This is a genomic window from Micromonospora trifolii (assembly GCF_050516465.1).
GTDB lineage: Bacteria > Actinomycetota > Actinomycetes > Mycobacteriales > Micromonosporaceae > Micromonospora > Micromonospora trifolii.
On sequence record NZ_CP191526.1, the window covers coordinates 4,564,193 to 4,587,680 of the forward strand.

24 protein-coding genes are annotated in these 23,488 nt (G+C 71.5%); 8 read left to right on the forward strand and 16 right to left on the reverse strand.

What is annotated here, in order from left to right:
* Positions 1–41: 41 nt before the first annotated feature.
* Complete coding sequence (locus ACQRWP_RS21130; RefSeq protein ID WP_430497156.1) at positions 42–851, forward strand: DUF4097 family beta strand repeat-containing protein; 810 nt, start codon at positions 42–44, stop codon at positions 849–851.
* Here the strand turns inward: ACQRWP_RS21130 and ACQRWP_RS21135 are convergent.
* The 8 genes from ACQRWP_RS21135 to ACQRWP_RS21170 all read right to left on the reverse strand — a co-directional run bounded on the left by ACQRWP_RS21135 (position 838) and on the right by ACQRWP_RS21170 (position 8,319).
* Entirely contained in the window at positions 838–1,968 is a 1,131-nt protein-coding gene (locus ACQRWP_RS21135) for an acyltransferase family protein (protein WP_430497158.1), read from the reverse strand. The genes ACQRWP_RS21130 and ACQRWP_RS21135 overlap by 14 nt on opposite strands.
* 153 nt (positions 1,969–2,121) lie before the next feature.
* A complete protein-coding gene (gene era, locus ACQRWP_RS21140; RefSeq protein ID WP_112677269.1) occupies positions 2,122–3,018 on the reverse strand; it encodes a GTPase Era in 897 nt (298 codons plus the stop codon).
* Positions 3,019–3,023: 5 nt separating this feature from the next.
* Positions 3,024–3,410 carry a cytidine deaminase gene (locus ACQRWP_RS21145; RefSeq protein ID WP_430497160.1) on the reverse strand — a complete coding sequence of 129 codons (387 nt, stop codon included), beginning with the start codon at positions 3,408–3,410 and terminating at the stop codon, positions 3,024–3,026.
* Positions 3,403–4,827, reverse strand: a complete 1,425-nt coding sequence (locus ACQRWP_RS21150) for a hemolysin family protein (protein ID WP_430503245.1) — start codon at positions 4,825–4,827, stop codon at positions 3,403–3,405. The genes ACQRWP_RS21145 and ACQRWP_RS21150 overlap by 8 nt, the downstream gene beginning before the upstream one ends.
* On the reverse strand, positions 4,803–5,276 hold the full coding sequence (gene ybeY, locus ACQRWP_RS21155) for an rRNA maturation RNase YbeY (RefSeq protein ID WP_030491788.1): 474 nt from the start codon (positions 5,274–5,276) through the stop codon (positions 4,803–4,805). Before ybeY ends, ACQRWP_RS21150 begins: the two co-directional genes overlap by 25 nt.
* A gap of 15 nt (positions 5,277–5,291) precedes the next feature.
* Entirely contained in the window at positions 5,292–6,350 is a 1,059-nt protein-coding gene (locus ACQRWP_RS21160) for a PhoH family protein (protein ID WP_091409765.1), read from the reverse strand.
* 131 nt (positions 6,351–6,481) lie between these two features.
* Positions 6,482–7,864: a serine hydrolase domain-containing protein gene (locus tag ACQRWP_RS21165; RefSeq protein ID WP_430497163.1), complete on the reverse strand. Its 1,383-nt coding sequence runs from the start codon at positions 7,862–7,864 to the stop codon at positions 6,482–6,484.
* Positions 7,865–7,959: 95 nt separating this feature from the next.
* Positions 7,960–8,319, reverse strand: a complete 360-nt coding sequence (locus ACQRWP_RS21170) for a histidine triad nucleotide-binding protein (protein ID WP_430497165.1) — start codon at positions 8,317–8,319, stop codon at positions 7,960–7,962.
* Between the two features lie 99 nt (positions 8,320–8,418).
* On the opposite strand from ACQRWP_RS21170, the gene ACQRWP_RS21175 reads away from it, so the two are divergent.
* Positions 8,419–9,180 carry an SDR family NAD(P)-dependent oxidoreductase gene (locus tag ACQRWP_RS21175; RefSeq protein WP_430497167.1) on the forward strand — a complete coding sequence of 254 codons (762 nt, stop codon included), beginning with the start codon at positions 8,419–8,421 and terminating at the stop codon, positions 9,178–9,180.
* 42 nt (positions 9,181–9,222) lie between these two features.
* Here ACQRWP_RS21175 and ACQRWP_RS21180 read toward each other — a convergent pair whose 3' ends face one another.
* Positions 9,223–9,897, reverse strand: a complete 675-nt coding sequence (locus tag ACQRWP_RS21180) for a hypothetical protein (protein ID WP_430497169.1) — start codon at positions 9,895–9,897, stop codon at positions 9,223–9,225.
* 135 nt (positions 9,898–10,032) lie between these two features.
* Between ACQRWP_RS21180 and ppk2 the strand changes: the two genes are divergently transcribed.
* The gene (gene ppk2 / locus ACQRWP_RS21185) at positions 10,033–10,977 is read left to right on the forward strand and encodes a polyphosphate kinase 2 (protein WP_430497170.1); all 945 of its coding nucleotides are present in this window, start codon (positions 10,033–10,035) and stop codon (positions 10,975–10,977) included.
* 20 nt (positions 10,978–10,997) lie between these two features.
* Here the strand turns inward: ppk2 and ACQRWP_RS21190 are convergent, their stop codons facing one another.
* From ACQRWP_RS21190 to hrcA, 3 genes are all read right to left on the reverse strand, one after another.
* Positions 10,998–11,732 carry a 16S rRNA (uracil(1498)-N(3))-methyltransferase gene (locus ACQRWP_RS21190; protein WP_430497172.1) on the reverse strand — a complete coding sequence of 245 codons (735 nt, stop codon included), beginning with the start codon at positions 11,730–11,732 and terminating at the stop codon, positions 10,998–11,000.
* A gap of 1 nt (position 11,733) precedes the next feature.
* On the reverse strand, positions 11,734–12,879 hold the full coding sequence (gene dnaJ / locus ACQRWP_RS21195) for a molecular chaperone DnaJ (RefSeq protein WP_181518639.1): 1,146 nt from the start codon (positions 12,877–12,879) through the stop codon (positions 11,734–11,736).
* Between the two features lie 75 nt (positions 12,880–12,954).
* Complete coding sequence (gene hrcA / locus ACQRWP_RS21200; RefSeq protein WP_355494003.1) at positions 12,955–13,977, reverse strand: heat-inducible transcriptional repressor HrcA; 1,023 nt, start codon at positions 13,975–13,977, stop codon at positions 12,955–12,957.
* Positions 13,978–14,202: 225 nt separating this feature from the next.
* On the opposite strand from hrcA, the gene ACQRWP_RS21205 reads away from it, so the two are divergent.
* Positions 14,203–14,829 (forward strand): DUF4870 domain-containing protein, encoded by a 627-nt coding sequence (locus ACQRWP_RS21205; protein WP_430497174.1) that lies wholly within the window; start codon positions 14,203–14,205, stop codon positions 14,827–14,829.
* Between the two features lie 66 nt (positions 14,830–14,895).
* Here ACQRWP_RS21205 and hemW read toward each other — a convergent pair whose 3' ends face one another.
* Positions 14,896–16,119 carry a radical SAM family heme chaperone HemW gene (gene hemW / locus ACQRWP_RS21210; protein WP_430503246.1) on the reverse strand — a complete coding sequence of 408 codons (1,224 nt, stop codon included), beginning with the start codon at positions 16,117–16,119 and terminating at the stop codon, positions 14,896–14,898.
* Between the two features lie 19 nt (positions 16,120–16,138).
* On the opposite strand from hemW, the gene ACQRWP_RS21215 reads away from it, so the two are divergent.
* Positions 16,139–16,927: an enoyl-CoA hydratase-related protein gene (locus ACQRWP_RS21215; RefSeq protein WP_430497175.1), complete on the forward strand. Its 789-nt coding sequence runs from the start codon at positions 16,139–16,141 to the stop codon at positions 16,925–16,927.
* Between the two features lie 42 nt (positions 16,928–16,969).
* On the opposite strand, the gene ACQRWP_RS21220 is transcribed toward ACQRWP_RS21215, so the two are convergent.
* The gene (locus ACQRWP_RS21220) at positions 16,970–17,734 is read right to left on the reverse strand and encodes an SDR family NAD(P)-dependent oxidoreductase (RefSeq protein ID WP_430497177.1); all 765 of its coding nucleotides are present in this window, start codon (positions 17,732–17,734) and stop codon (positions 16,970–16,972) included.
* A gap of 321 nt (positions 17,735–18,055) precedes the next feature.
* Between ACQRWP_RS21220 and ACQRWP_RS21225 the strand changes: the two genes are divergently transcribed.
* From ACQRWP_RS21225 to ACQRWP_RS21235, 3 genes are all read left to right on the forward strand, one after another.
* Positions 18,056–18,916, forward strand: coding sequence for a hypothetical protein (locus ACQRWP_RS21225; protein WP_430497179.1), 861 nt, complete (start codon positions 18,056–18,058; stop codon positions 18,914–18,916).
* 221 nt (positions 18,917–19,137) lie between these two features.
* Positions 19,138–20,040, forward strand: coding sequence for a phytanoyl-CoA dioxygenase family protein (locus tag ACQRWP_RS21230; RefSeq protein WP_091409805.1), 903 nt, complete (start codon positions 19,138–19,140; stop codon positions 20,038–20,040).
* A gap of 188 nt (positions 20,041–20,228) precedes the next feature.
* Positions 20,229–21,416 carry a low temperature requirement protein A gene (locus ACQRWP_RS21235; protein WP_430497181.1) on the forward strand — a complete coding sequence of 396 codons (1,188 nt, stop codon included), beginning with the start codon at positions 20,229–20,231 and terminating at the stop codon, positions 21,414–21,416.
* Between the two features lie 27 nt (positions 21,417–21,443).
* On the opposite strand, the gene ACQRWP_RS21240 is transcribed toward ACQRWP_RS21235, so the two are convergent.
* Entirely contained in the window at positions 21,444–22,637 is a 1,194-nt protein-coding gene (locus tag ACQRWP_RS21240) for a low temperature requirement protein A (RefSeq protein ID WP_430497183.1), read from the reverse strand.
* 152 nt (positions 22,638–22,789) lie between these two features.
* A complete protein-coding gene (locus ACQRWP_RS21245) occupies positions 22,790–23,431 on the reverse strand; it encodes an MOSC domain-containing protein (RefSeq protein ID WP_430497185.1) in 642 nt (213 codons plus the stop codon).
* Positions 23,432–23,488 lie beyond the last annotated feature (57 nt).

Genomic DNA, 23,488 nt, shown 5'->3' on the forward strand with positions numbered 1-23,488 from the left:
CCCGATGCGGCCGACTCGTGCTCGGTCGTAGCGTGCTGGTCATGGCACTACAGCTGACCACCACCCCCCGCCGCCGTCGCGTCGCCGCTCCCGTCGCGCTAGGGCTCGCCACCACCCTCATCGTGCTCGCGGGGTGCGACAACCTGTCGTTCCGTCGACTCGACTACGACAACACCGAGGCGGCCCGGATCACCACGGTCCGGCTCTCCGGGGGCTCGGGCGACGTGGTGATCCGCGGCACCGGCCCGGCGTCCGAGGTGCGGATCAAGCGGGTGGTGCGCTACCAGGGCGGCGAACCGGACAACGCCCGCTACGAGATCAAGGGCAGCGAGCTGGTGCTGAACACCGACTGCGGCTCGCGGTGCAGCATCTCCTACGAGGTGACGGTGCCGGAGGGCGTGGCGGTGCAGGGCGAGACCAGCTCCGGCAACGTCGAGCTGAGCCGGGTCGGCACCGTGGAGCTCCAGGTGAGCTCGGGCGACGTGCGAGTCTCCGGCGCGTCCGGCGCGGTCGGGGTCGAGGCCCGCTCCGGCAACATCGAGGTGAACGAGGCCGCCGCGGCGGTACGGCTGCGCGCCTCGTCGGGAGACATCAGCGCACGCCGGCTGGGCGGCACGGTCGACGCCGAGGCCAGCTCCGGCAATGTCAACGTGGAGCTGGACAAGCCCGCCTCGGCCCGGGTCCACGCCTCCAGCGGTGATGTCACGCTGCTGGTGCCGCAGGGCAGCTACCGGGTCCGGTCCAACGCCGACTCCGGCGACAAGACCGTCACCGTCGCCGACAACCCGGCGGCGTCCCTGGTGCTCGACGGTTCGGCCGACAGCGGCAACCTCACGATCAGCGAGCGTTGATCTCGACGCTGGCCGCCTCCCCGGCCGTCCGCTGCGCCGGCACCACCGCTCGTCCGACGGTCGCCCCGGCACCGTCCGCCGCTTCGGCACCCGGTCGGAGCGCCGGGTCGGCGGACTGCGCCGGGCCGCCGGGAATCAGCTCCGGGCGGCGGCGGGCGGCGACGTCCTCGACCCAGCCGACGGCCAGGGTGACCAGCCCGACCAGGGCGAAGACCAGCAGCACCCGGATGGCCAGCCCCACCGGGTCCTGGTGAGACCAGCCCACCACGTCGACCAGCGGAGTGAGGGCCACCACGAACGGCATGTGCCAGAGGTAGACGGTGAGCGCCCGCCGGTTGAGCAGGGTCACCGCCCGTTCGGCCAGTCGGCTCCGGCTCAGCCAGGCCACCCCGGCCGGCGCCCGGCCCAGCACGATCAGGATGAACGCGGCCGACCAGAGGGCGTTGCCCAGGGGGTTGTCGTTCAGGTCGTACCCGCGCGGCCCGGGATGCCCGACGATCCAGGCGCCGCCGCCCACGGCGAGGGCGAGCGCCAACGGGTACAGCAACCGGCCGGAGAGTCGGCGCAGCATCCCGGCGTGGTGGGCGAAGCCGAGCAGCCACGCGCCGAAGTAGAGCCCGAACTCGCGCAGCACCGGCGGCGCCGGGTAGATCCCCACCTCGATCGTCACCAGCAGGAGGTACGGGGCGAGCACGGTCAGCAGCGGGGCACGCCGGAACAGCCAGAACGCGACCGGCGAGGCGAGCACGAACCAGAGATAGTCGCGCAGGTACCAGATGATGCTCAACGCCAGCGCGCCCCAGTTGTTGGCCGGCGGGTCCGCGATCGGGAACAACCACAGCAGCACCCGTGGGCTCACCGACAGCCCGGTGAACAGCATGGCCGGCACGAAGACCACCGCGAGCACCCACAGCGACGGCAGCAGCCGACGCAACCGACGCCCGACCGCCGCCGGTCCGGCGCGGGTCAGCGACGCGGCCATCAGGGAGCCCGCCAGCGCGAACATCACCGACATGGCGGGGAAGACGAGGGTGAGGGTCGCCCATCCGGTGACGTGGTAGACCACCACTCGAACGATGGCCAGGGCACGGAGGAGGTCGAGGTACCTGTTGCGCATCAGCCTGCATCTCGGTCGGGGACGCGGGGCACAACTTTCCTACCCTGCGTGGCGCCCGCACCAAACGACAGCTACCTCAACCGAGCGTGAACATCGCCAACTGCCCGACCGAAGGCGATCCGGCCGCCGGTCGGGCACCGCCGACGAGGTGGGTCAGAAGCCCAGCTTGCGCAGTTGCCTCGGGTCGCGCTGCCAATCCTTCGCGACCCGCACGTGCAGGTCGAGGTAGACCCGACCGCCGAGCAGCTCCTCGATCTGCTTGCGGGCGTTGGTGCCGACCTCCTTGAGCCGACTCGCCTTGTGCCCGAGCACGATGGCCTTCTGGCTGGGCCGCTCCACGTACAGGTCGGCGTAGATCTTCATGACCTGACCCTCGGGGATCATCTCCTCCACCACCACGGCGATGGAGTGCGGCAGCTCGTCGCGGACCCCCTCCAGGGCGGCCTCCCGGATCAGCTCGGCGACCAGCACCTGCTCGGGATCGTCGGTGAGCATGTCGTCCGGGTAGAGCTGCGGCGACGGCGGCAGGTACTTGGTCATCACCTCGACGAGAGTGTCCACCTGGTGCCCCGACACCGCGCTCACCGGCACGATCTCGGCGAACTCCCCCATCTTGCTGACCGCCAGCAGCTGCTCCGCCAGGCGACGCTTGTCCACCAGGTCGGTCTTGGTGACCACCGCCAACACGGTCGCCTTCAACTCGGCCAGCTCGCCGGTGATGAACCGGTCACCGCGCCCGACCGGCTCGTCCGCCGGGATGCACAGGCCGATCACGTCGACCTCGGTCCAGGTGGACCGGACCAGGTCGTTGAGACGCTCGCCGAGCAGCGTACGGGGGCGGTGCAGGCCCGGCGTGTCGACGAGGACCAGCTGCGACTCCGGTCGGTGCAGCACCGCCCGGATGACGTGCCGGGTGGTCTGCGGCTTGTTCGAGGTGATGGCGATCTTGGTGCCGACGATGGCGTTGGTCAGCGTCGACTTGCCGGCGTTGGGACGACCGACGAAGCAGCCGAACCCGGCCCGGTACGGACGCGCCTCCGGATCCTGCACCGGGCTCACTGGGTCACCGTGCCGAGGACCGTGCCGTTCGGAGCGGCCACGTGGACCGGCGCGTCCGCCGCGAGGTCCCGTACCGCCGCGTGCCCGGCGCCGTCCAGCGTCGACGCCTCGGTCACCACCACCGCGGCCTCCAGCCGACTCGCCCCGGCCGCCACGGCCGAAGCAACCGCCAACTGCAACGCGGTGAGCGTCAGCGACGGCAGAGCGACACTGGCCGCCGCGTACGTCCGGCCGTCCTGGTCGCGGACGGCGGCGCCCTCCACGGCGCCGACCCGCGCGCGGGCTCCCCGGGCCAGGACGACGAGCTTGCCGTCCTCGGCGCTCAGCGCGCCCGACGCGGTGGGGGTGGGCCGGGCGGCAGGCGCGGCGGGTGTGTCAGGCATCGGCGGGTTGCCTCTCGTCGTCTCGATAGTTGTCCGTGTCGTCCCCGGGGCCGGCGTGCTCGCCGCGCCCCGCGGTGTCCTGCTCATCGCCCGGCTCCACCCGACTGACCAGGACGGTGTCGATCCGGTTGCGCCGGCCGGTGGTGCCCTCGGCGACCAGGCGGAGACCGGCGACCTCGGCCTCGGCACCCGGGATCGGCACCCGCCCCAGCGACTGGGCGAGCAGACCGCCGACCGTCTCCACCTCGTCGGTGGGCAGGTCGGTGTCGAACATCTCGCCGAGATTCTCCACCGGCAGGCGGGCGGTCACCCGCACCGAGGAGTCCGCCAGACGTTCGACGGGCGGGCGCTCGACATCGTACTCGTCGGTGATCTCACCGACGATCTCCTCGAGGATGTCCTCGATGGTGACCAGACCGCCGGTGCCGCCGTACTCGTCCACCACGATGACCAGGTGGTTGCGGGCCGCCTGCATCTCGGACAGCAGGTCGTCGACCGGCTTGGACTCCGGTACGAAGGTCGCCGGGCGCATCAGCTCGGCCACCGGCAACTGCTCGGCCCTCGGGTCCCCGCCACGGGAGCGCCGGATCAGGTCCTTGAGGTAGAGCACCCCCAGCACGTCGTCGACGCTCTCGCCGATCACCGGGATGCGGGAGAAGCCGGAGCGCAGGAAGAGCGCCAGCGCCTGCTCGAGCGTCTTGCCCTCCTCGATCCACACCATTTCCGTACGCGGCACCATCACCTCACGGGCGATGGTGTCGCCGAGCGCGAAGACGGAGTGGATCATCTGGCGCTCGCCGTGCTCGACCACGCCGCGCTGCTCGGCCAGGTCGACCAGCTCCCGCAGCTCCACCTGGGTGGCGAACGGACCTTCCCGGAAGCCGCGCCCCGGGGTGACCGCGTTGCCGATCAGGATCAGCAGCGACGCGAGCGGGTTGAGCGCCCGGCCCAGCCAGCGGACCAGCGGCGCCACCGCACGACCCACGGCGTAGGCGTGCTGCCGGCCGATGGTGCGCGGGGCGACGCCCACCACCACGAAGCTGACCACTGTCATCGCGCCGGCGGTCACCAGCGCGGCCCGCCAGCCGGCGCCGAAGCTGTCCACCGCCACGAGCGCCACCAGTGTGGTGGCGGTCAGCTCGGCGAGCAGCCGCAACAGCAGGAGCAGGTTGAGGTGCCGGACGACGTCGCCGGCGACGACCTGGAGAGTACGGGCGCCGCGCACGCCGTCGCGGGCCAGCTCGGCGGCTCGGGCCGGTGAGACCGCGGCGAGGGCCGCCTCGGTCATCGCGATCAGGCCGGCCAGCACCACCAGACCGGCCGCGAAGACGATCAGCTGAAAGTCGGGAAGGCCGGCGGTGGCGCCGGCCGCCAGTAACGGAGGAGTGGACATCACTGGGTGCGGGTCGACCGCCAGCTCGCCAGCAGCCGAGCCTGGAGTGCGAACATCTCCCGCTCCTCCTCCGGCTCGGCGTGGTCGTAGCCGAGCAGGTGCAGCACCCCGTGCACGGTGAGCAGGTGCAGCTCGTCGGCCGGCGCGTGCCCGGCCGTCGCGGCCTGCTTGGCCGCCACCTCCGGGCAGAGCACGATGTCGCCGAGCAGGGCGGGCTCGCCGCCGGCCGGTGCGGACTCACCCGGGCCGTGGTCGACGCTGCCCTCGTCCATGGGGAAGGCGAGCACGTCGGTCGGGCCGTCGCCACCCATCCAGCGGTGGTTCAGCTCGGTCATGTAGTCGATGTCGACCAGCAGCACGGACAGCTCGGCGAGGGGGTTGACCCCCATCTCGTCGAGGGCGTGCCGGGCGACGGCGAGCACGGCGTCGGTGTCGACGTCGACACCGGACTCGTTGGCGATCTCGATGGACAACTGCTTTCCTCTGCTTTAGCGGCGGCGGGCGGCCCGGCCGCCCTGGGCGGGTCGCCCAGGCACGGCGTGAACGCCCTGCGCCTGCTGGTTCTCCCGCTCGGCGTCCCAGCGGGCGTACGCGTCGACGATCTCCCCGACCAGCTGGTGGCGGACCACGTCGGAGCTGGACAACTGGGAGAAGTGCACGTCATCGACGTTTTCCAGGATCTCCCGAACCACCCGCAGGCCGCTGCTCGTCCCGCCGGGAAGGTCCACCTGGGTGATGTCACCGGTCACGACGATCTTGGAGTTGAAGCCGAGTCGGGTGAGGAACATCTTCATCTGCTCGGGCGTCGTGTTCTGCGCCTCGTCCAGGATGATGAACGCGTCGTTGAGCGTCCGACCCCGCATGTAGGCGAGGGGGGCGACCTCGATCGTGCCGGCGGCCATCAGCTTCGGGATGGTCTCCGGGTCGAGCATGTCGTGCAGCGCGTCGTAGAGCGGGCGCAGGTAAGGGTCGATCTTCTCGTTGAGCGTGCCGGGCAGGAAGCCCAGTCGCTCGCCCGCCTCGACCGCCGGCCGGGTGAGGATGATCCGGTTGACCTGCTTGGCCTGCAACGCCTGGACGGCCTTCGCCATCGCCAGGTAGGTCTTTCCGGTGCCGGCCGGGCCGATGCCGAAGACGATGGTGTGGGTGTCGATCGCGTCGACGTACTTCTTCTGCCCGAGCGTCTTGGGTCGGATGGTGCGCCCGCGCCGGGAGAGGATGTTGAGTGTCAGGACCTCGGCGGGCCGCTCGGCGCTGCCCTGCTCGAGCATGCCGACGGTACGCCGGACGGCGTCAGTGGTCAGGGTCTCGCCTTTCTCGATGAGTTCGAGGAGCTCGCTGAAGACCCGCTCGGCGAGGGCGTTGTCCGCGGGGTCACCGGTGATGGTGATCTCGTTGCCGCGGACGTGCACGTCACTGGTGACCGAGCGTTCGACGAGTCTGAGGATCTCGTCGCCTGCGCCGAGCAGATTGACCATGATCTTCGGGTCGGGCACGGTGATCCTGGTCTGCACCCGGGGCGGGCCGGGAGGTGGGGTGCCGGTCATAGGTTGGGCCGAAGGGCCCTGCGCCACCTGCTCTCGATCTCGGCGCCGGCCTGCTGGCCTGGCGTGCGGACGTTACACCCATCGTATCGGTTCAACGCGGGCCGCATCGCGCCCATTTCCGCTGGCCGCGATCAACTCCCGGCCCGGAAGTCGTACCGGTCGAAGGTCTCCTGATGGCGGGTGAACCGGTACGTCGCCCAGTGCATCCGGACCACCGCGCCGGCCTCGTTCCGGGTCAGCCGCAGCAGCTCACCGACCTCCCGACCGGAGACCACCCGGAACACGTCCGGCTGGTCCGGCAGCGGGGTGAAGATCGCCGGCGGACGTCCGGCCGGGTCACCGACCCCGCGCGCCCGCAGGGTGCCGTCGTGCCAGGAGAAGACGTACTCGGAGCCCTCGCCCCACCAGCGGCCGAGCGCACCCCGCAGGGCCGCCGGCGCGGGCGCGCCGGGTCGCCAGGGCTCGATCTCGGCCGGGTCGTGCTCGACCGCCGCGGCGAGCAGCCGATGCGGCAGGTCGAACAGTTCGGTCGCCGTACCGGACGAACCGAGCACCGCGGCGCCCATCGCGCCGGCCGTGCCGTCACCGCCGCGGCGGCCGTACACCCCGGCGAGGAACCCGGGCATCGCCCCGTCGTGCCCCACGTGCATCACCCGCTCCCCCTGTGGGATCAGGATCAGCCCGAGCCCGAAGCCCGCCCCCCAGAGTGTCTCGTCGGTGGTGGTCAGCGGCCAGCGCATCTCGTCCAGCGTGGCCGGGGCGAGGACCGCGCCGGCCGGGTCCAGCGCCGCCGGGTCGGCCAGGAACGCCGCCCACCGGGCCATGTCGGTCGCGGTGCTCCAGAGCTGGGCGGCCGGGCCGACAGCGCCGAAGTCGGTGGGCGGTTCCGGGTGCGCCTCGTCGGAGTACGCGTCGACCAGGAACCCGGTGGCCGCCGCCGGCCGTGGGGTCACCGTGGTGTCGGTCAGCCCCAGCGGCGTCAGGATCCGCTCGGTGAGCGCCTGCGCCCAACTGCCGCCCCGGAGTTGGGCGACGAGTCGGCCGAGTACGGCCACGCCCAGGTTGGAGTAGTGGAACCGCCGGCCGGTCGGCAGCACCCGCTCGGCCCGGTCCAGTTCGGCGACCAGTTGGTCGTCGTCCGGTGCGCGGAGGCTGTCCCACACATCGCCGAACGGCTCGCGTTGCAGGCCACCGGTGTGCGACAGCAACCGGCGTACGGTCAGCTCGCCGTGCGCCGGAAGGTCAAGGTGCCGGCCCACCGGGTCGTCCAGGTCCAACAGCCCGTCGTCGCGGCACTGTAGGACCAGCACCGCGGTGAACGTCTTGGTGACCGAGCCGATCCGGAACTGGGTGCCCGGCCCCAGCGGGCTGTCGGTGCCGGTCTCGCCGACGGTGCAGCTCCAGAGCGGTCGGTCGGCCCGGTGCAGCGCCGCCGACACCGCCGGCACCCGGGCCTCGGCCTGCACCCGCCGGACCAACCGGTCCAGGTGCTCATTGCCGCGACTTTCGGGCACGGGACCGCGCCCGCTCACGCCGTCGCCTCCGCTTCGCTGCGCGCCGACGTGAGGCGCCCCGCTACCGAGCCTGCTGGTTCGCTCGCTGCGCTCGTTCACGCCAGGTTCCGGGCGAGCATCGGGCCGAGCGGCGCACCACCGAGCAGGTGCGCGTGCACGTGGAACACCTCCTGCCCGCCGTACGCGCCGGTGTTGAACATCAGCCGGAAACCGTCGCCGAGCAGCCCCTCGTCCTCGGCCACGGCGGCGGACGTCGCCAGCACGTCGGCGGCCAGCGTCGGGTCACCCTGGGCGAGCGTGGCGACGTCGGCGTAGTGCTCCTTCGGAATGACCAGGACGTGCACCGGCGCCTTCGGGTCGATGTCGCGGAAGGCGAGCGTGGTGTCGGTCTCCCGGACCACGGTGGCCGGGATCTCCCCGGCGACGATGCGGCAGAACAGGCAGTCGGATCCCATCGGGGCAGTGTAAGGACCAACGGGCCGGGGACGCTCCGGCGCAGCATGCGCCGCCGGCCCGTTCGCAGGGGAACATTCGGCTGAGGCAGGATGGCCGGCATGACGGATCGGGCGGTACTCGTGACCGGGGCCTCGCGCGGGATCGGCCGCGCGGTGGCGAAGGCGTTCGCGGCCGGCGGCGACCGGGTGGCCATCCACCACCGCGACTCCGCCGACGCGGCCGAGGAGCTACGCGCGCAGCTTCCCGGCGACGGGCACGTGGTGGTCCGCGCCGACCTCACCGATCCGGACGCGGTCCGGGTCATGGTGGACCGGGCCGCCGAGCTGCTCGGCGGGCTGGACGTGCTTGTCAACAACGCCGGGACGTACGGCGACCGCGACGACCCGCACCCGATCTTCGGCGCCTCGTACGAGGAGTGGCAGCAGCGCTGGCGGCAGGTGCTGGAGACCAACCTGACCGGCGCCGGCAATGTCATCTGGTGCGCCGCCCAGCACATGCGCCAACGCGGCGGGCGGATCGTCAACGTCTCGTCCCGTGGCGCGTTCCGTGGCGAGCCGCACCAGCCGGCGTACGGGGCCAGCAAGGCGGGGCTGAACGCGCTGGGCCAGTCCCTCGCCGTGGCGCTCGCGCCGTACGGCATCGCGGTCGCCACCGTCGCGCCGGGCTTCGTGGCGACCGACATGGTCACCGAGTACCTGCGCGGTGAGGAGGGCGCGGCGATCCGGGCGCAGAGCCCGTTCGACCGGGTGGGCCAACCGGAGGAGATCGCCGCCGCCGTGCACTGGCTGGCCTCGCCGCAGGCCGAGTGGGCGTCCGGCACGATCGTCGACCTCAACGGCGCCTCCTACCTACGCAGCTGACCCGCCATCGCGAAGCGGGTGACAGTGACGTGGTAGGCGTGCCTACCTGTAGATGAGGAACACCAAGAAAACAGCCACAGCAACAACTGCGGCGATCGAGGCTGCAATCCGGAACCTTGATTTGTTTCGACGGGCCATCGCCCGCAGCTTCATCTCAGTTTCAAGCCTCGCTCTCGCCGCTGCACGTTGCCGTTGACGGATAGTGTCAATCTCGATCCAACGATCATCTTGTCGCACCCGAGTCGGTGGCTCACGGTTGAGTTTGCTCCAGCGCAAACCAGAAGCGTCGGTGAAATAGACTCCGATGGCCAGATCACCGGTCTTGGCGATCCCTACGACGTCAACCCCTGGCACCGCCAGATAGGAAAAGCTCCCCTTGACCTCACCCATCAGGACGTGGAGAGGGGACGAATAGTTGCCAATCAACCGCTCATTCCGGAGGAGCATGACCCGCAGGTCATAGAACGGCACGCCACTGTAATTGGCAATCGTGAAGCTTCGCACCTCATCAAGACCCCGAGGCAGGTCGTCCAACACCGGAACGATCAACCGCGCCTGAGCTGCCTCATTGTCGCGTTGTTCCTCTCGCCGCACCTGGATCTCATGGCGAAACAGCAGCCAGGTGGCCATTGCGGCAAGACCCGACAGCAGCAGGCCGACGACACTTCCCCACGCCTGCATCCAGTCGGTGATCTTCGGAGCCTCGGCAGCGAGCACCGCGCCAGGGTACGCGTGACCATCCACAAGGGTTGATCGATTGTCAGCCATTGGACCGTCCCTGGCCGTGGCGCTCGCACGGTCGCGGCGGGCTCGCGTGCCGACCGCCGGCGGATCACCCGGACGGGGAGGTGGTTGACGGTTCGCGGGCGGGTAAGTCCCACCAACATGGCCGACTCCGCGCTGCTGGACCTCACCGCCGACTACCGGGTGGCCGATGGCCACGACGACGACCCTGTCCTGCTCCGCCCCGACGGCACTCCCGTCGACACCTGGCGCGAGGACTACCCGTACGACGAGCGACTGGACCGCGAGGAGTACGACCGCGACAAGCGGCTGCTCCAGATCGAGCTGCTGAAACTCCAGGACTGGATGAAGGAGTCCGGCGAGCGTTTGGTGATCCTCTTCGAGGGCCGGGACGCGGCCGGCAAGGGCGGCACCATCAAACGCTTCATGGAGCACCTCAACCCGCGTGGCGCGTCGGTGGTGGCGCTCGCCAAGCCGGACGAGCGGGAAGCCGCCCAGTGGTACTTCCAGCGGTGGCTGGCGCACCTGCCGGCGGCCGGCGAGATCGTGCTGTTCGACCGTTCCTGGTACAACCGGGCCGGCGTGGAGCGGGTGATGGGCTTCTGTAGCCGCAAGGAGTACCTGGAGTTCCTGCGGCAGGCACCGGAGCTGGAACGGATGCTGGTGCGCTCGGGCATCCGGCTGGTCAAGTTCTGGTTCTCCGTCTCCCAGAACGAGCAGCGCACCCGGTTCGCGATCCGCCAGGTCGACCCGGTCCGTCAGTGGAAGCTGTCCCCGATGGACATCGCCTCGCTCGACCGGTGGGACGAGTACACCGAGGCCAAGGAGGCGATGTTCTTCTGGACGGACACGGCCGACGCGCCGTGGACGGTGGTGAAGAGCAACGACAAGAAGCGGGCCCGGCTCGAGGCGATGCGGCACGTGCTGCACCGCTTCGACTACACCGGCAAGGACCCCGAGGTGGTCGGCACACCGGACCCGCAGATCATCGGGCCGGCCGGGCTGGACCTAGGGCCGGAGGAAGAGGTCGTGCCGGTGTTTCCCCGACCCTGACCGAGCCAGCCGCCGAAGGGTCACCAGCGGCCGAGGCGGGCGGCAAGCACGCTGAGGGCCGCCACCCCCGCGGTGGAGGTGCGCAGCACGGCCGGCCCGAGGCGTACGGGTCGCCCGCCAGCCTCCCGGAACGCGCTCAGCTCGGCCGGGGCGATGCCACCCTCCGGGCCGACCACCAGGACGATCTCGCCGGTGGAGGGCAACTCCGCGGTGGTGAGCCGGTCCTCGGCCTCCTCGTGCAGCACGAACCCGGCGGCGGCACCGGCGATCCGACGGGCCACCGTGGCGGTGGACTCGTCCGGCGCACCGGCCACCACCGGCAGCCACGGCCGGCGGGCCTGCTTGGCCGCCTCCCGGGCGGTGGCCACCCACTTCTCCCGGGCGCGTACGCCCCGGTCGCCGCGCCACTGGGTCACCGAGCGCGAGGCCGCCCAGGGCACGATCTCGTCCACCCCGACCTCGGTCATCGCCTGCACGGCCAGTTCGCCCCGGTCGCCCTTGGCGATGCCCTGCACGGTCACCAGCCGGGGTACGGGCGCGTCCGCGTACCCCCGGGAGGTGATGGTGACCTCCAGGCTGCCCCGGCCGACGGCCGTGACCACGGCGGCGGCCGTGCCACCCCGGCCGTCGGCGAGCAGCAGCTCCTCGCCGACGCGCAACCGCTGCACGGTGGCGGCGTGGTGCCCCTCCGGGCCGTCCAGGGTCAGCGCGTCGCCGGTGGGCAGCGCCTCGACCAGGAACAGCGGTGCGGACACCTCAGGCGTGCCCGTTGAACGCGTCGCGCATCCGGGAGAAGAAGCCGCCCTGCTTGGACAGCTCGGCGACCTCCTCACCACGGGTCTTGGCGAAGTCGCGCAGCATCTTCTCCTGGTCCGGGTCGAGCTTGGTGGGCGTCCGCACGTCCAGGTGCACGTAGAGGTCACCTCGGCCGGTGCCGCGCAGGTGCGGCACGCCCCGGGCGCGCAGTCGCAGCGTGCTGGCCGGCTGGGTGCCGGCCTTGACGTCGACGGTCTCCTCGCTGTCCAGCGTCTTGATGGTCAGCCGGGTGCCCAGCGCCGCCGCGGTCATCGGCACGGTGACCCGGCAGTGCAGGTCGTCGCCCTTGCGGGAGTACACGTCGTGCGGGCGCTCGTGGATCTCCACGTAGAGGTCACCGGCGGTGCCGCCGCCGGGGCCCACCTCGCCCTGCTGGGCCAGCCGGATCCGCATGCCGTCCTCGACGCCGGCCGGGATCTTGACGGTCAGCGAGCGGCGGGTCCGCACCCGGCCGTCGCCGGCGCAGGTGGGGCAGGGATGCGGGATGGTGGTGCCGTAGCCCTGGCACACGGTGCACGGCCGGGCGGAGACCACCTGGCCGAGGAAGGTGCGCTGCACCGACTGCACCTCGCCCCGACCGCCGCACGCCTCGCAGGTCGCCAGGTGTGTGCCGGCGGCCGTGCCGGCGCCGGAGCAGGTGGTGCAGAGCACGGCGGTGTCGACGGTGATCGGGGCCTCGACGCCGAACGCCGTCTCGTGCAGGTCGAGTTCGAGCCGCAGAATCGCGTCGGCGCCCGGGCGGGTACGCGGGCGTGGGCCACGGGCGCCACCTCCGGCACCACCGAAGAACGCGTCCATGATGTCCTGGAAACCGACGAACGGGCCGGCGCCTCCGGGGCCGCCCGGGCCGCCGGCGCCGCCGCCACCCGGGGCGAGCGGGTCGCCACCGAGGTCGACGATCTGCCGCTTCCGGTCGTCCGAGAGGACCTCGTACGCGGCGTTGATGTCCTTGAACTTCTCCTGAGCCTCCGGGTCCGGATTGACGTCCGGGTGGAACTGGCGCGCCAGCTTGCGGTAGGCGCGCTTGATCTCGTCATCGGAGGCTTCCCGGCTCACACCGAGAATGCCGTAGTAGTCCCTGGCCACTGCGTTCCGTGTCCTCATGTTCGTCTCGCGTTGCGCCGGTCGGCGGCCGCAGCCGGCCGCGTCGGCCCTGACCAATCAGTTCTGGGCCAGCAACTCGCCCACGTAGCGTGCCACGGCGCGCACCGTGGCGATGTTGCCGGGGTAGTCCATCCGGGTGGGCCCCAGCACCCCCAGGCCGCCCACGATGGTGGTGCCCGGGCCGTACCCGGTGCTGACCACCGAGGCGGCGCGCAGGTTGTCGAACTCGTTCTCGTCGCCGATCAGCACCCGGGTCGTGCTCGGCTCGGTCTCACCGATGAGCTTGAGCAGCACGACCTCCTCCTCCAGAGCTTCGAGGATCGGCCGCAGGGAGCCCTGGAAGTCGAGCAGGCCGCCCCGGGTGAGGTTCGCGGTGCCGGCGAGCGCGATCCGCTCCTCGTGCCGCTCGACGAGCGTCTCCAGCAGGACGGTGGCGAGCGTGGTCATGGTCGGACGCAGCCCGTTCGGCGCTTCCTCGACCAGCGCCTGCACCAGCGGTGGCGTCTCGGACAGCCGGGCGTTGGCGAGCTTCTCGTTGATCAGTCGGCGCAGGTCGGTGACGTCGTCGGCGGGCACCGGCCCGGGCAGCTCCACGAGTCGCTGCTCGACCCGCCCGGTGTCGGCGATCATGACGAGCATCAGCCGGGTGGTGGAGATCGGCACCAGCTCCAGGTGGCGCACCGAGGAGCGGGCCAGGCTCGGGTACTGCACGACGGCGACCTGCCGGGTCAGCTGGGCGAGCAACCGCACCGTGCGGTGCACCACGTCGTCGAGGTCGACCGCGCCGACCAGGAAGCGCTCGATGGCCCGGCGCTCGGCCGGGCTGAGCGGCTTGACCCGGGACAACCGGTCGACGAAGAGGCGGTAGCCGCGGTCGGTGGGCACCCGGCCGGCACTGGTGTGCGGCTGCCGGATGTAGCCCTCCTCCTCCAGCACGGCCATGTCGTTGCGGACCGTGGCCGGGGAGACCCCGAGCTGGTGCCGCTCGACCAGCGCCTTGCTGCCGACCGGCTCCTGGGTGGAGACGTAGTCTTCGACGATGGCGCGGAGCACGGCGAGTTTCCGGTCGTCGAGACCCATCCTCCGCACCTCCTGTCGCACGTCGGCCGCCGGCGCTCTGGGCCGGCCGGGCCGTACTGGCACTCGACTGTAGCGAGTGCCAGTCTACGTCGGCGGACCCGCCGACGCGATGATCAACGGCCACCCGTCGGTGCGGCCCGCGCCACCCTGTTGGGCCGATCGGCCCGCACTGCCAGGCGGTGTCGCTCTGGTGCCGCGTTGCCACGGGCCCCTACCGTGACATCCATGACTGAACCTCCTCGCCCTCCCGGGTCGGGCGACCCCGGCAACTACCCGCCGGAGCCCACCTCCCCAGGCCCGTTCCCGTCGGCCGAGCCGCCCACCGCACCACTCTCCGGGGCCCCCGGCCCGGCCGGCTATCCCCCGCCCGGTGGCTATCCGCCGCCCACCGGTGACCAACCGCCGTCAGGCGGCTACCCTCCGGCAGGCGGCTACCCCCCGCCCGGGGGCTATCCCCCGCCCGGCGGCTACCCGGCCGGTGGGGCCTACGGCGGCCCCGGCGGCGGCTACGCCAACAACGAGGACAAGACCTGGGCGCTGGTCGCGCACTTCGGCGGCGCCCTCGGCGCGCTGGTCAGCTTCGGGCCGCTGGGCTTCGTCGCCCCGCTGATCGCCTACCTGGCCCGCGGCCAGCAGTCGCCGACCGTCCGGGCGCACGCCCTCGCCGCCCTGAACTTCCAGATCCTCTGGTCGATCATCGCGTTCGTGCTGCTCTTCGTGAGCTGGTGCCTGCTCTTCCTGCCCAGCATCGCCGTCGTGGTGATCCAGATCCTGTTCGGGATCATCGCCGGCATGAAGGCCAACGAGGGCACCCCGTACCGCTACCCGATGACGGCCAACTTCATCAAGTGAACCGGGCCGGCCGCTCCCCCGGCCGGTCCGGAACACCGCTGACCCGGTCCGGGGGCGGTGGGCCACTCAGGGCAGCAGGTCGCGGACGACCGCGTCGGCGAGCAGCCGTCCGCGCAGGGTGAGCACCGCCCTACCGGCGGCGTACTCGTCGGCAGCCAGCAGGCCGCCGGCCAGCGCCCGCTCGGCGCCGGCCCGGCCGGTGGCGTCGAGCACCGCCAGCGGGAGACCGCTGGCCAGCCGCAGCCGGAGCATCACGTCCTCCATGTGCGCCTCGTCGACAGTGAGCACCTCCCGGGCCAGACCGGGAGACGCACCGGCGGCCAACCGCTGGGCGTACGCCGAGGGGTGCTTCACGTTCCACCAGCGCACCCCACCGACGTGGCTGTGCGCCCCCGGCCCCAGCCCCCACCAGTCCGCGCCGGTCCAGTAGAGCAGGTTGTGCCGGCAGCGGGCCTCCTCGGTGCGGGCCCAGTTGGAGACCTCGTACCAGGAGAGCCCGGCCGCGTCGAGCGCGGCCTCCGCGGCCAGGTAGCGGTCCGCCGCCACGTCGTCACTGGGGTACGCCAGCTCGCCGCGCCGCATCCGGGCGGCGAGCCGGGTGCCGTCCTCGACGATCAGGGCGTACGCGCTGACATGGTCCACTCCGGCGGCGACGACCTGCTCCAGCGAGGCGGCGAAGTCCTCGGCCCGCTCCCCCGGGGTGCCGTAGATCAGGTCCAGGTTGACGTGCTCGAACCCGGCGTCGCGCGCCTCCAGGGCGGCGGCGGTGGCCCGGCCGGCGCTGTGTTTGCGGTCCAGGATCGCCAGCACCCCCGGGGAGGCGGACTGCATGCCCAGCGAGATCCGGGTGTAGCCGGCCGCCCGCAGCAGCTTCAACGATTCCGGGGTGACCGACTCGGGGTTGGCCTCGGTGGTCACTTCGGCGTCGGCGGCCAGCCCCCAGGTGCGGTCGATGCCGTCGAGGATGCGGGCCAGGTCGTCGGCGGGGAGCAGGGTGGGCGTGCCGCCGCCGACAAAGACGGTGTCGACCCGGGGCGGCGGGGTGTCGCCGAGCACCCGGGCGGCGAGCGTCAGCTCGGCCAGGACGGTGTCGGCGTACCCCTCGCGGCTGGCGCCGCCGCCCAGTTCGGAGGCGGTGTAGGTGTTGAAGTCGCAGTATCCGCAGCGGCTGGCGCAGAACGGGACGTGCACGTACACGCCGAAGCCGCGCGCGCCGACCGCCGTGGTGGCGGTGGCGGGCAACGATCCGTCGACGGGGACGGTCTCACCATCTGGAAGGACGCCGGGCATGGCCACTAGTGTGCCCGGCATGACCTCTCCCGACGTCCTCGTGCGGGTCGCCACGGCCCGTGGGGTGACCACCCTCACCCTGGACAGCCCGCACAACCGCAACGCGCTCTCCACCGGCCTGATGACCCAGCTGCTGGCCGGGCTGGCGGAAGCGGTCGCCGACGAGGCGGTCCGAGTGATCGTGCTCGACCACTCCGGCCCGGTCTTCTGCTCCGGCGCGGACCTGAAGGAGACCGCCGCGGCGTACGCCAGCGGGACGGTGCCGGCCGGGATGCTGGGTGACGTGCTCGCGGCGCTCTGGGAGTGCCCGAAGCCGGTGCTGGCCCGGGTCGGCGGACCGGCGCGGGCCGGAGGGCTCGGCCTGATCGCCGCCGCCGACCTGGCGGTCTGCGCCGACGAGGCGACCTTCGCGTTCACCGAGGTACGCATCGGGGTGGTCCCGGCGGTGATCTCGGCGACCGTGCTGCCCAGGCTGCACCCCCGCGCCGCAGCCGAGCTGTACCTGACCGGCGACACCTTCGACGGTCGCCGCGCCGCCGAGATCGGCCTGGTGACTGCCTCGGTCCCGTCGGACGGGTTGGACGACGCGGTACGGGGCTACTGCGACTCGCTGGTGCGCGGCGCGCCCGGGGCGCTGGCCGGCGCGAAGGAGTTGCTGCGCCGACCGGGTACCGCCGAGCTGCGCGCCGACCTGGCCCGGCTCTCCGCCGTCTCGACCGGCTACTTCCTCTCCGACGAGGGGCGCGAGGGGGTCATGGCGTTCCGCGAACGTCGACCGGCGCGCTGGGTGCCCGCCCTCGACAACTGACGGTCGGGGCGCCACCGGGAGCGGCGGCGCCCCAAGGCCGGGTCACCAGGCGGTCGCGCCGCCGTCGACCGCGTAGTTCGCCCCGGTGATGTACGACGCCCGGTCGGAGGCGAGGAACACCACCAGTTCGGCGACCTCCTCGGGTTGGGCGAACCGCTTGAGGAGGGTCTTGCCGGTGATTGCGTCCCGCGCCTCCTGGTTGTCGCCCAGGTCACGCTCACTTGCGGGGCTGACGATCGGCCCGGGGCTGACCGCCACCGCGCGGATACCGTGCGGCGCGCCTTCGAGCGCGAGCTGTCGCGTCAGGCCGATGACGCCGGCGTTGGCGGCGGTGTGGCCGACCATCGGTGGGACGTGACCGGCGATCATGCCGGCCATGGAGGCGGCGTTGATGATGACACCGCCACCGCGCCGGACCAGGTGCGGCCAGGCGAACTTCGACACGAAGTACGGAATGTCGAGTTCTCCGGTGATGGTGTAGCGCCAGTCCTCCACGGAGAAGTCGGGCATCGGGCCGAAGCGGAGCGCCGCAGCGTTGTTGTAGACCACGTCAAGGCCGCCGTAGGCCGCAGCGGCGTCCTCGACGAGTGTGCGCACCTGGTCCGGATCGGTGAGATCGACCGGCGCGATGCCCTTCATCTCACCGCCGGCGCTGCGAACGAGTTCGACCGTCTCGTTGTTGCCGTCGACCTGGATATCGGCCCCGACGACCTTTGCGCCCTCCCGCGCGAAGATCTGCGCGGCGACGCGCCCCAGACCGCCTCCGGTGCCGGTGACGAGCACGATCTTGCCGTCGAGCGTTCCCATGGAACTCCTCCTCGTTCGGTGACCAACGCGCCCGGTATGGGTGGTAGGTCGGATTGATATGTCAACTGGATCAACTCCTTGACCGGTCAATCGCTTCCCGTTGTCGCTTACCCGGTGACGCTCACGACAGCCACGAACCGGGGCAGGTGACAGAACGACGCGGCAGGTGAGATCGCGACCGGAGCGGGAACGTCGCCAACCGGTACGCGACAGCGGAGCCGCCCCCGAACCGGTCGGAGTCGGCCAGGCGGGGCCCGAACCACTCGGACGACCCGCAGAGGGCCTGCGGGGACGTACGCTTGGCGAACTGTCGATCTGGGGGTGTGGGTGCGAACTCGGGCAACCGTGGCGGGTGGAGTGGTGCTCATCCTCGTCGCCGTGATCGCGATCTGGCTCGTCGTACGGCAGGTAGGCGACAACCTCAGGTTGCCGTTGGTGGCACGGAAGTGCACAGTGCAGGCCGACGGACGGGTCGCGCTGGACGCCGACCAGATGGCCAACGCCGCGACCATCGCCGCGATCGGCGCGAAGCGCGGAATGCCCGAGCGGGCCGTCGTGGTCGCGCTCGCCACCGCGTACCAGGAGTCTGGGCTGCGCAACCTCGCCGACGGCGACCGCGACTCGGTCGGCCTGTTCCAGCAGCGGCCGAGCCAGGGCTGGGGCACTCCGGCGCAGATCCGCGACCCGCGCTACGCGGCCAACCGGTTCTACGCGGCCCTCAAGAAGGTCCGCGGCTGGGAGAAGATGCGGGTCACCGATGCCGCCCAGCGGGTGCAGCGTTCGGCGTTCCCCGAGGCGTACCAGAAGTGGTCCGACGACTCCGAGGTGCTCAGCCGGGCCCTGCTCGGCGACGCCAGCGGCGCGGTCGCCTGCTCGGTAGGGCGTACCCCGGCGATGCACGGCGCGGCGGCCGCCGCGCAGCTGACCCGCAACCTGGTGCTGGACTGGGGGTTGAAGGGCACCGACCCGACCGACCCGAACGGGTTGGCGGTGACTCCGGGCGACCAGCGCGACGGCTGGCGGTACGCGCACTGGCTGGTCTCGCACGCCCAGGACCACGGGGTGAAGCGGGTCCGCTTCGGCGACCTGGAGTGGACCGCCCGCGACGGCTCGTGGGGCCGGGTGGACGGTCGGCAGAGCCCCGCCGGCCAGGTGGTGGCCGAGGTGTTCAACGAGGGTTGACCGACCCGGATCTCTTAACCGGCAGTCACCGCACAATCGGGCAATGCGTGCCAAATCCCGCTATTGATCGCCTAGATCTCACTCTGTGCGTTTCTCTCGCTGCGTGGGGTCCCACCGTGGCCCAATCCCGCGCCACACCCTCCCCGACGCCTGGGCCGCCGCGTTACGATCGGCGGCCTGTGCCAGAAAAGGTTTCACCTCATGGGGAGGGGTACGACGCGGTGTTCGATTACGGCGACCGGACCGGTTACGAACCGATCAGCGACACTGACCGCAAGGAGTTCCACGAGCAGGGCTTCCTCCTGCTGCGCAACGTCCTGACGGAGGACCACCGGGCGGCGCTGGAGGCGGCGGTCGACCGCGTCTACGCGGAGGAGCAGGCGAAGGGCACCACCAAGAAGGACGGGACCCTGCACCTGCTGGGCTTCCTGGAGCGCGACGAGCTCTTCGGCGAGCTGCTGACCCACCCGATCGCCTTCCCGTACATGTGGGGGCTGGCCGGCTGGAACATCTACACCCACCACAACCACCTGGACGTCACCCCGCCGGCCGCCGAGCCGGAGAAGCCGTACTGGGGTTGGCACCAGGACGGGTACCGGCAGAACTCCGACCCGGAGACGATGGACCCGAACCTGCCTCGGCCGATGTTCTCGCTGAAGGTCGCGTACGTGCTGTCGGACCTCTCCGAGACCGGTCGCGGCGCCACCAAGGTCATCCCGGGCAGCCACCTGAAGAACTCGCTGCCCCGGCCGGCGGACCTCACCGTGCAGAACCCCGACCCGGAGGGCACGGTGGAGATCACCGCCAACCCGGGCGACGCCTTCATCTTCGACCGCCGGCAGTGGCACTCGCGGTCGACGAACCTGTCGACCATCACCCGCAAGATGCTCTTCGTCGGCTACACCTACCGGTGGATCCGTCCGCTGGACGAGCTGCACCCCGACGTGAACGGCGAGTGGTACCGCAACCGCACCCCGGTGCAGCGCCAGCTGATCGGTGAGGGCACCCACACCGCCAACTACTGGGGCATCAACTGGGACGGGTACGTCGACGACGAGATCCCGCTGCGCAAGGAGCTCAAGGAGCGCGGTCTGCTCGACCGCAACATCCCCTGGCTCCGCTGACCCCTCCTGCCTGTAGAACGGCCCCCTACCGACGCTCAGCGTTGGCGGGGGGCCGTTCCACGTCTGCGGACCCGACCGTTCGGGCCGAGCCCGTTCCCGACCATCGGGGACCGCACTGTCGGTAGCGTGGCGGGTGCGCAGGTCGGGGCGCGGTGCCCAGGGCGTGGGGTGGCACAGGAGGCAGCGCAGTGACATCCGCTCCGCTCCCCCGGATCCTCCGCCGCCGCGGCGAGCCGGAATACCCGACCTTCCTGGAACTCTTCTTCGATCTCGTCTACATCTTCATGTTCTCCCGGCTCGCTGCCAGCCTGGCCGAGAACCTCACCCTCCGGGGCGCGGCGCAGACGGCCGTCCTGCTGCTGGCCGCCTGGTGGGTCTGGGTGCTGACCGCGTGGCTCACCGACCTGTTCAACCCCCGACTGCCGATCATCCAGGCAACCACCCTGCTGGTCATGCTCGGCACCCTGCTGATGGCGATCGCGACGCCGTACGCCTTCGGTCGGTACGGGTGGCTCTTCGTCGCGGCCTACTTCGGCATTCACCTGGTCCGCGACGCCGTCCTGATCCCCGGCACCCGGGTGAACCGTCCGATCCAGGCCAGGAGCATCCGGGTGTTCTTCTGGTTCGGCGTCACCGTGACACCCTGGGTGGCCGGGGTGTTCGTGGACGAGACCGCTCGACTGGCGCTCTGGTCGCTCGCGGTGGCGGTCGACCTCGGCTCGGCCCGGATCGGCTGGCCGACGCCGAGGCTGGGGCGCACCGAGCTTGCCAGCCAGATCTTCACCGGGGTGCATCTCTCCGAACGGCACCGGGCGATCTTCATCGTCGCGCTCGGCGAGTTGATCCTGAGCACCGGCACGGGGCTGGCCGGCAGCGGATTCACCGCCGGCGCGGTGGCCACCGGCGCGGTCGCGTTCGTCAGCGCGGTCCTGCTATTCCAGCTCTACTTCCAGCGGGTCCAGCGGATCCTGGCGCCACCGAGCGTCGCAACTGTGGAACGGGTCCGCTCCGGCACCTCCACCTCGTACAGCCATCTGGTCATGGTGGCCGGGGTGGTGCTGGTCTCGACCAGCACCTCGCTGGTCATCCACCGGCCGTTCGGCCACGCCCCGGTCGAGCTGATGGTCGCCACCCTCGGCGGACCGGTCCTGTTCCTGCTCGGCAGCGTCCTGTTCGATGCCGTGGTGACCGGCCGGACCCTCTGGTCCCGGGTGCTGGCCATCGTGGTGTTGTGCGCCCTGATGGCACCCGCCACACTCCTGCTCCCGCCCCTGGCCGCCCTGGCGCTGGCGAACCTGGTCCTGCTGATCACCCTGGTCGGGGAAGGGCTGGCCGCGCGCCGACGCCTGGTCGGGGCCGCCGCGCCATCACGATGAAGGGCCGTCCGCGCCCGCCGTGCGGAGTCACCGCAGCATCGGCGGTGCCGGCGTACGCGCGTGTCGCCGGGTGCTCACCAGGTTCGCCGCGGCGATCAGGAGCAGCACCGTCATGGCGAGCAGGGCGACCAGCACCGGCGGCAGCAGGGGCGTTGCCGGCGCCACGGCCGCCAACAGCACCAGCCCGGCCGACCGGGACCGCGAGATCCGTCCGAACACGGTGAAATCGAGGACGCCCCGACCGATCAGGTACAACGCGGGTCCGCCGAGGATCACCGCGGCCCACGACGGCGGGGTCTCGCCCAACGGGCGGCCCACCACGAGCCGGCTGGTGACCGCCGCGCCGACTATTCCGGCCACCATGATCAGATGGGTGACCGCGGCGGACTGGGTGAGCAGCGCGGGGTTGGACGACCGGGCGATCGCGTCAGTCAGCAGCTCACCGGCGCGGTAGATGTAGATCCGCCACATCAACACGATGGTGGTGAACACCACGAGTAACGCCCAGGCTCGCTCCAGCGTGTACTCGCTCATGCTGAAGGTCGTACCGGTCACGAAGATCGAGACACCGAGCGCGACGATGACGAACTGCCGGTAACGCTCGGCCACCCGCCCGCCGACCAGCCGCCAGTCGCGCGGCCGTGAGCGGCCGATCCCGGGCACCGGCCAGCCCCACACGGCTGCGGAGTACTCGACGGCGACAGCGAGCGCCCAGATCGCCAACTGCCCCGAACCGCCGACGAGCGCCCCACCGATCCAGCCGATGCCGGCGATGCCCTCCCAGATCTGGATCCGGATGGTGCGACGCGGCAATCTCCTCGACGAGACGACCAGGACGTAGTAGGCCGTGGTGCTGAGGTGAATGACCACGTACGTGGTCGCGAAGAGCAGTCGGCGGTCGCCGTACGCGTCGGCAGCGAGCGCGGCCAACAGCAGGCTGGCCGCCGCCACCCAGATGAACTGCCCCTGCCCGATCGGGCGGGTCAGGTCGACGCTGTCCGCCGCCCACACGGTCAACGCCCAGATCATCGTGAACCCGAGCAGCAGCACCAGCGTCTCGACGATGCCGGTCCAGGTCAGGTTGTCGGCCAGCACCGTCGCCAAGGTGACCAGGGCGAAAACGTAGACGAGGTCGAAGAAGAGTTCCAGGAACGCCGGACGCTCCAGGCCCGGATCGGGGTGTGACGCCGCTGCGGCACCGCCGTCCGTCGCCATCGACATCGCGCTCCACCCGGTCCCCGCCGCACACCCTCTGTGGGGACAATACGGGCAAGTCGCCCGTCGGGCCCGTCGTCGGGTTCTTCCGGGCCGAATCGGTAGCGTGCCCGTCGGTGCTTCCCGGGTCCCGTCGCGTCGGCGGTCGTCGCGGCCGGTCAGCCGCGGGCGGCGAGGCGTCGTCGGGCCTTCTCCCGGATCGGCGCCGGCAGGTCCTCGGCGTCGAGCAGCCGAGGCAGCAACTCCGGCTCCAGGCTGGTCGCCCGGAACACCTCGCCGATGGTGACACCGTGCGCCGGCCGGTCCACCACCTCGACCGGGTCGCCCGCGCCGACCTCCCCCTCGCGCAGCACCCGCAGGTAGGCCCCGGGCGATGCCCGAACGGTGAACCGCTTGATCAGATCCGGTACGCCCCAGAACCCGGCGAAGGTGGTGCAGGGGGTGCGCGGCTTGGTGACCTGGAGCAGGGCGGAGCCGACCTGCCACTGCTCGCCGATCACCGCACCCGTCACGTCGATCGCGTAGGTGGTCAGGTTCTCGCCGAAGCCGCCGGGCGGTATGGCGCGGCCCAACTCGGCCACCCACCAGGCGGCGTCCTCCTCCGCGTAGGCGTAGACCGCCTGGTCAGGGCCACCGTGGTGGGCCCGCTCGCCGATGAAGTCGCCCGCCAGGCCGCCGGTGAGCAGTGGCACCGGGCCGTCGACCGGCCGCTTGTCGATGCCGCTGCGACCGCTCGCGTCGCCGGCCCACCCAGCCTCGGTCACGATGCCGAGGTTCACCGCTGCCACCCTGCCCGTCATGACCGTCAGCCTAGTTGGCGGTCCGACGCCGGCCAGCCCTCCGGCCGGGGGTCAGCA

Excerpts from the sequence above, each read along its gene's own strand:
- ACQRWP_RS21130 (WP_430497156.1), top strand. The coding sequence starts at position 42 with ATGGCACTACAGCTGACCACCACCCCCCGCCGCCGTCGCGTCGCCGCT.
- ACQRWP_RS21135 (WP_430497158.1), bottom strand. The coding sequence starts at position 1,968 with ATGCGCAACAGGTACCTCGACCTCCTCCGTGCCCTGGCCATCGTTCGA.
- ACQRWP_RS21145 (WP_430497160.1), bottom strand. The coding sequence starts at position 3,410 with ATGCCTGACACACCCGCCGCGCCTGCCGCCCGGCCCACCCCCACCGCG.
- ACQRWP_RS21160 (WP_091409765.1), bottom strand. The coding sequence starts at position 6,350 with ATGACCGGCACCCCACCTCCCGGCCCGCCCCGGGTGCAGACCAGGATC.
- ACQRWP_RS21170 (WP_430497165.1), bottom strand. The coding sequence starts at position 8,319 with ATGGGATCCGACTGCCTGTTCTGCCGCATCGTCGCCGGGGAGATCCCG.
- ACQRWP_RS21175 (WP_430497167.1), top strand. The coding sequence starts at position 8,419 with ATGACGGATCGGGCGGTACTCGTGACCGGGGCCTCGCGCGGGATCGGC.
- hrcA (WP_355494003.1), bottom strand. The coding sequence starts at position 13,977 with ATGGGTCTCGACGACCGGAAACTCGCCGTGCTCCGCGCCATCGTCGAA.
- ACQRWP_RS21205 (WP_430497174.1), top strand. The coding sequence starts at position 14,203 with ATGACTGAACCTCCTCGCCCTCCCGGGTCGGGCGACCCCGGCAACTAC.
- hemW (WP_430503246.1), bottom strand. The coding sequence starts at position 16,119 with ATGCCCGGCGTCCTTCCAGATGGTGAGACCGTCCCCGTCGACGGATCG.
- ACQRWP_RS21215 (WP_430497175.1), top strand. The coding sequence starts at position 16,139 with ATGACCTCTCCCGACGTCCTCGTGCGGGTCGCCACGGCCCGTGGGGTG.
- ACQRWP_RS21220 (WP_430497177.1), bottom strand. The coding sequence starts at position 17,734 with ATGGGAACGCTCGACGGCAAGATCGTGCTCGTCACCGGCACCGGAGGC.
- ACQRWP_RS21240 (WP_430497183.1), bottom strand. The coding sequence starts at position 22,637 with ATGTCGATGGCGACGGACGGCGGTGCCGCAGCGGCGTCACACCCCGAT.
- ACQRWP_RS21245 (WP_430497185.1), bottom strand. The coding sequence starts at position 23,431 with ATGACGGGCAGGGTGGCAGCGGTGAACCTCGGCATCGTGACCGAGGCT.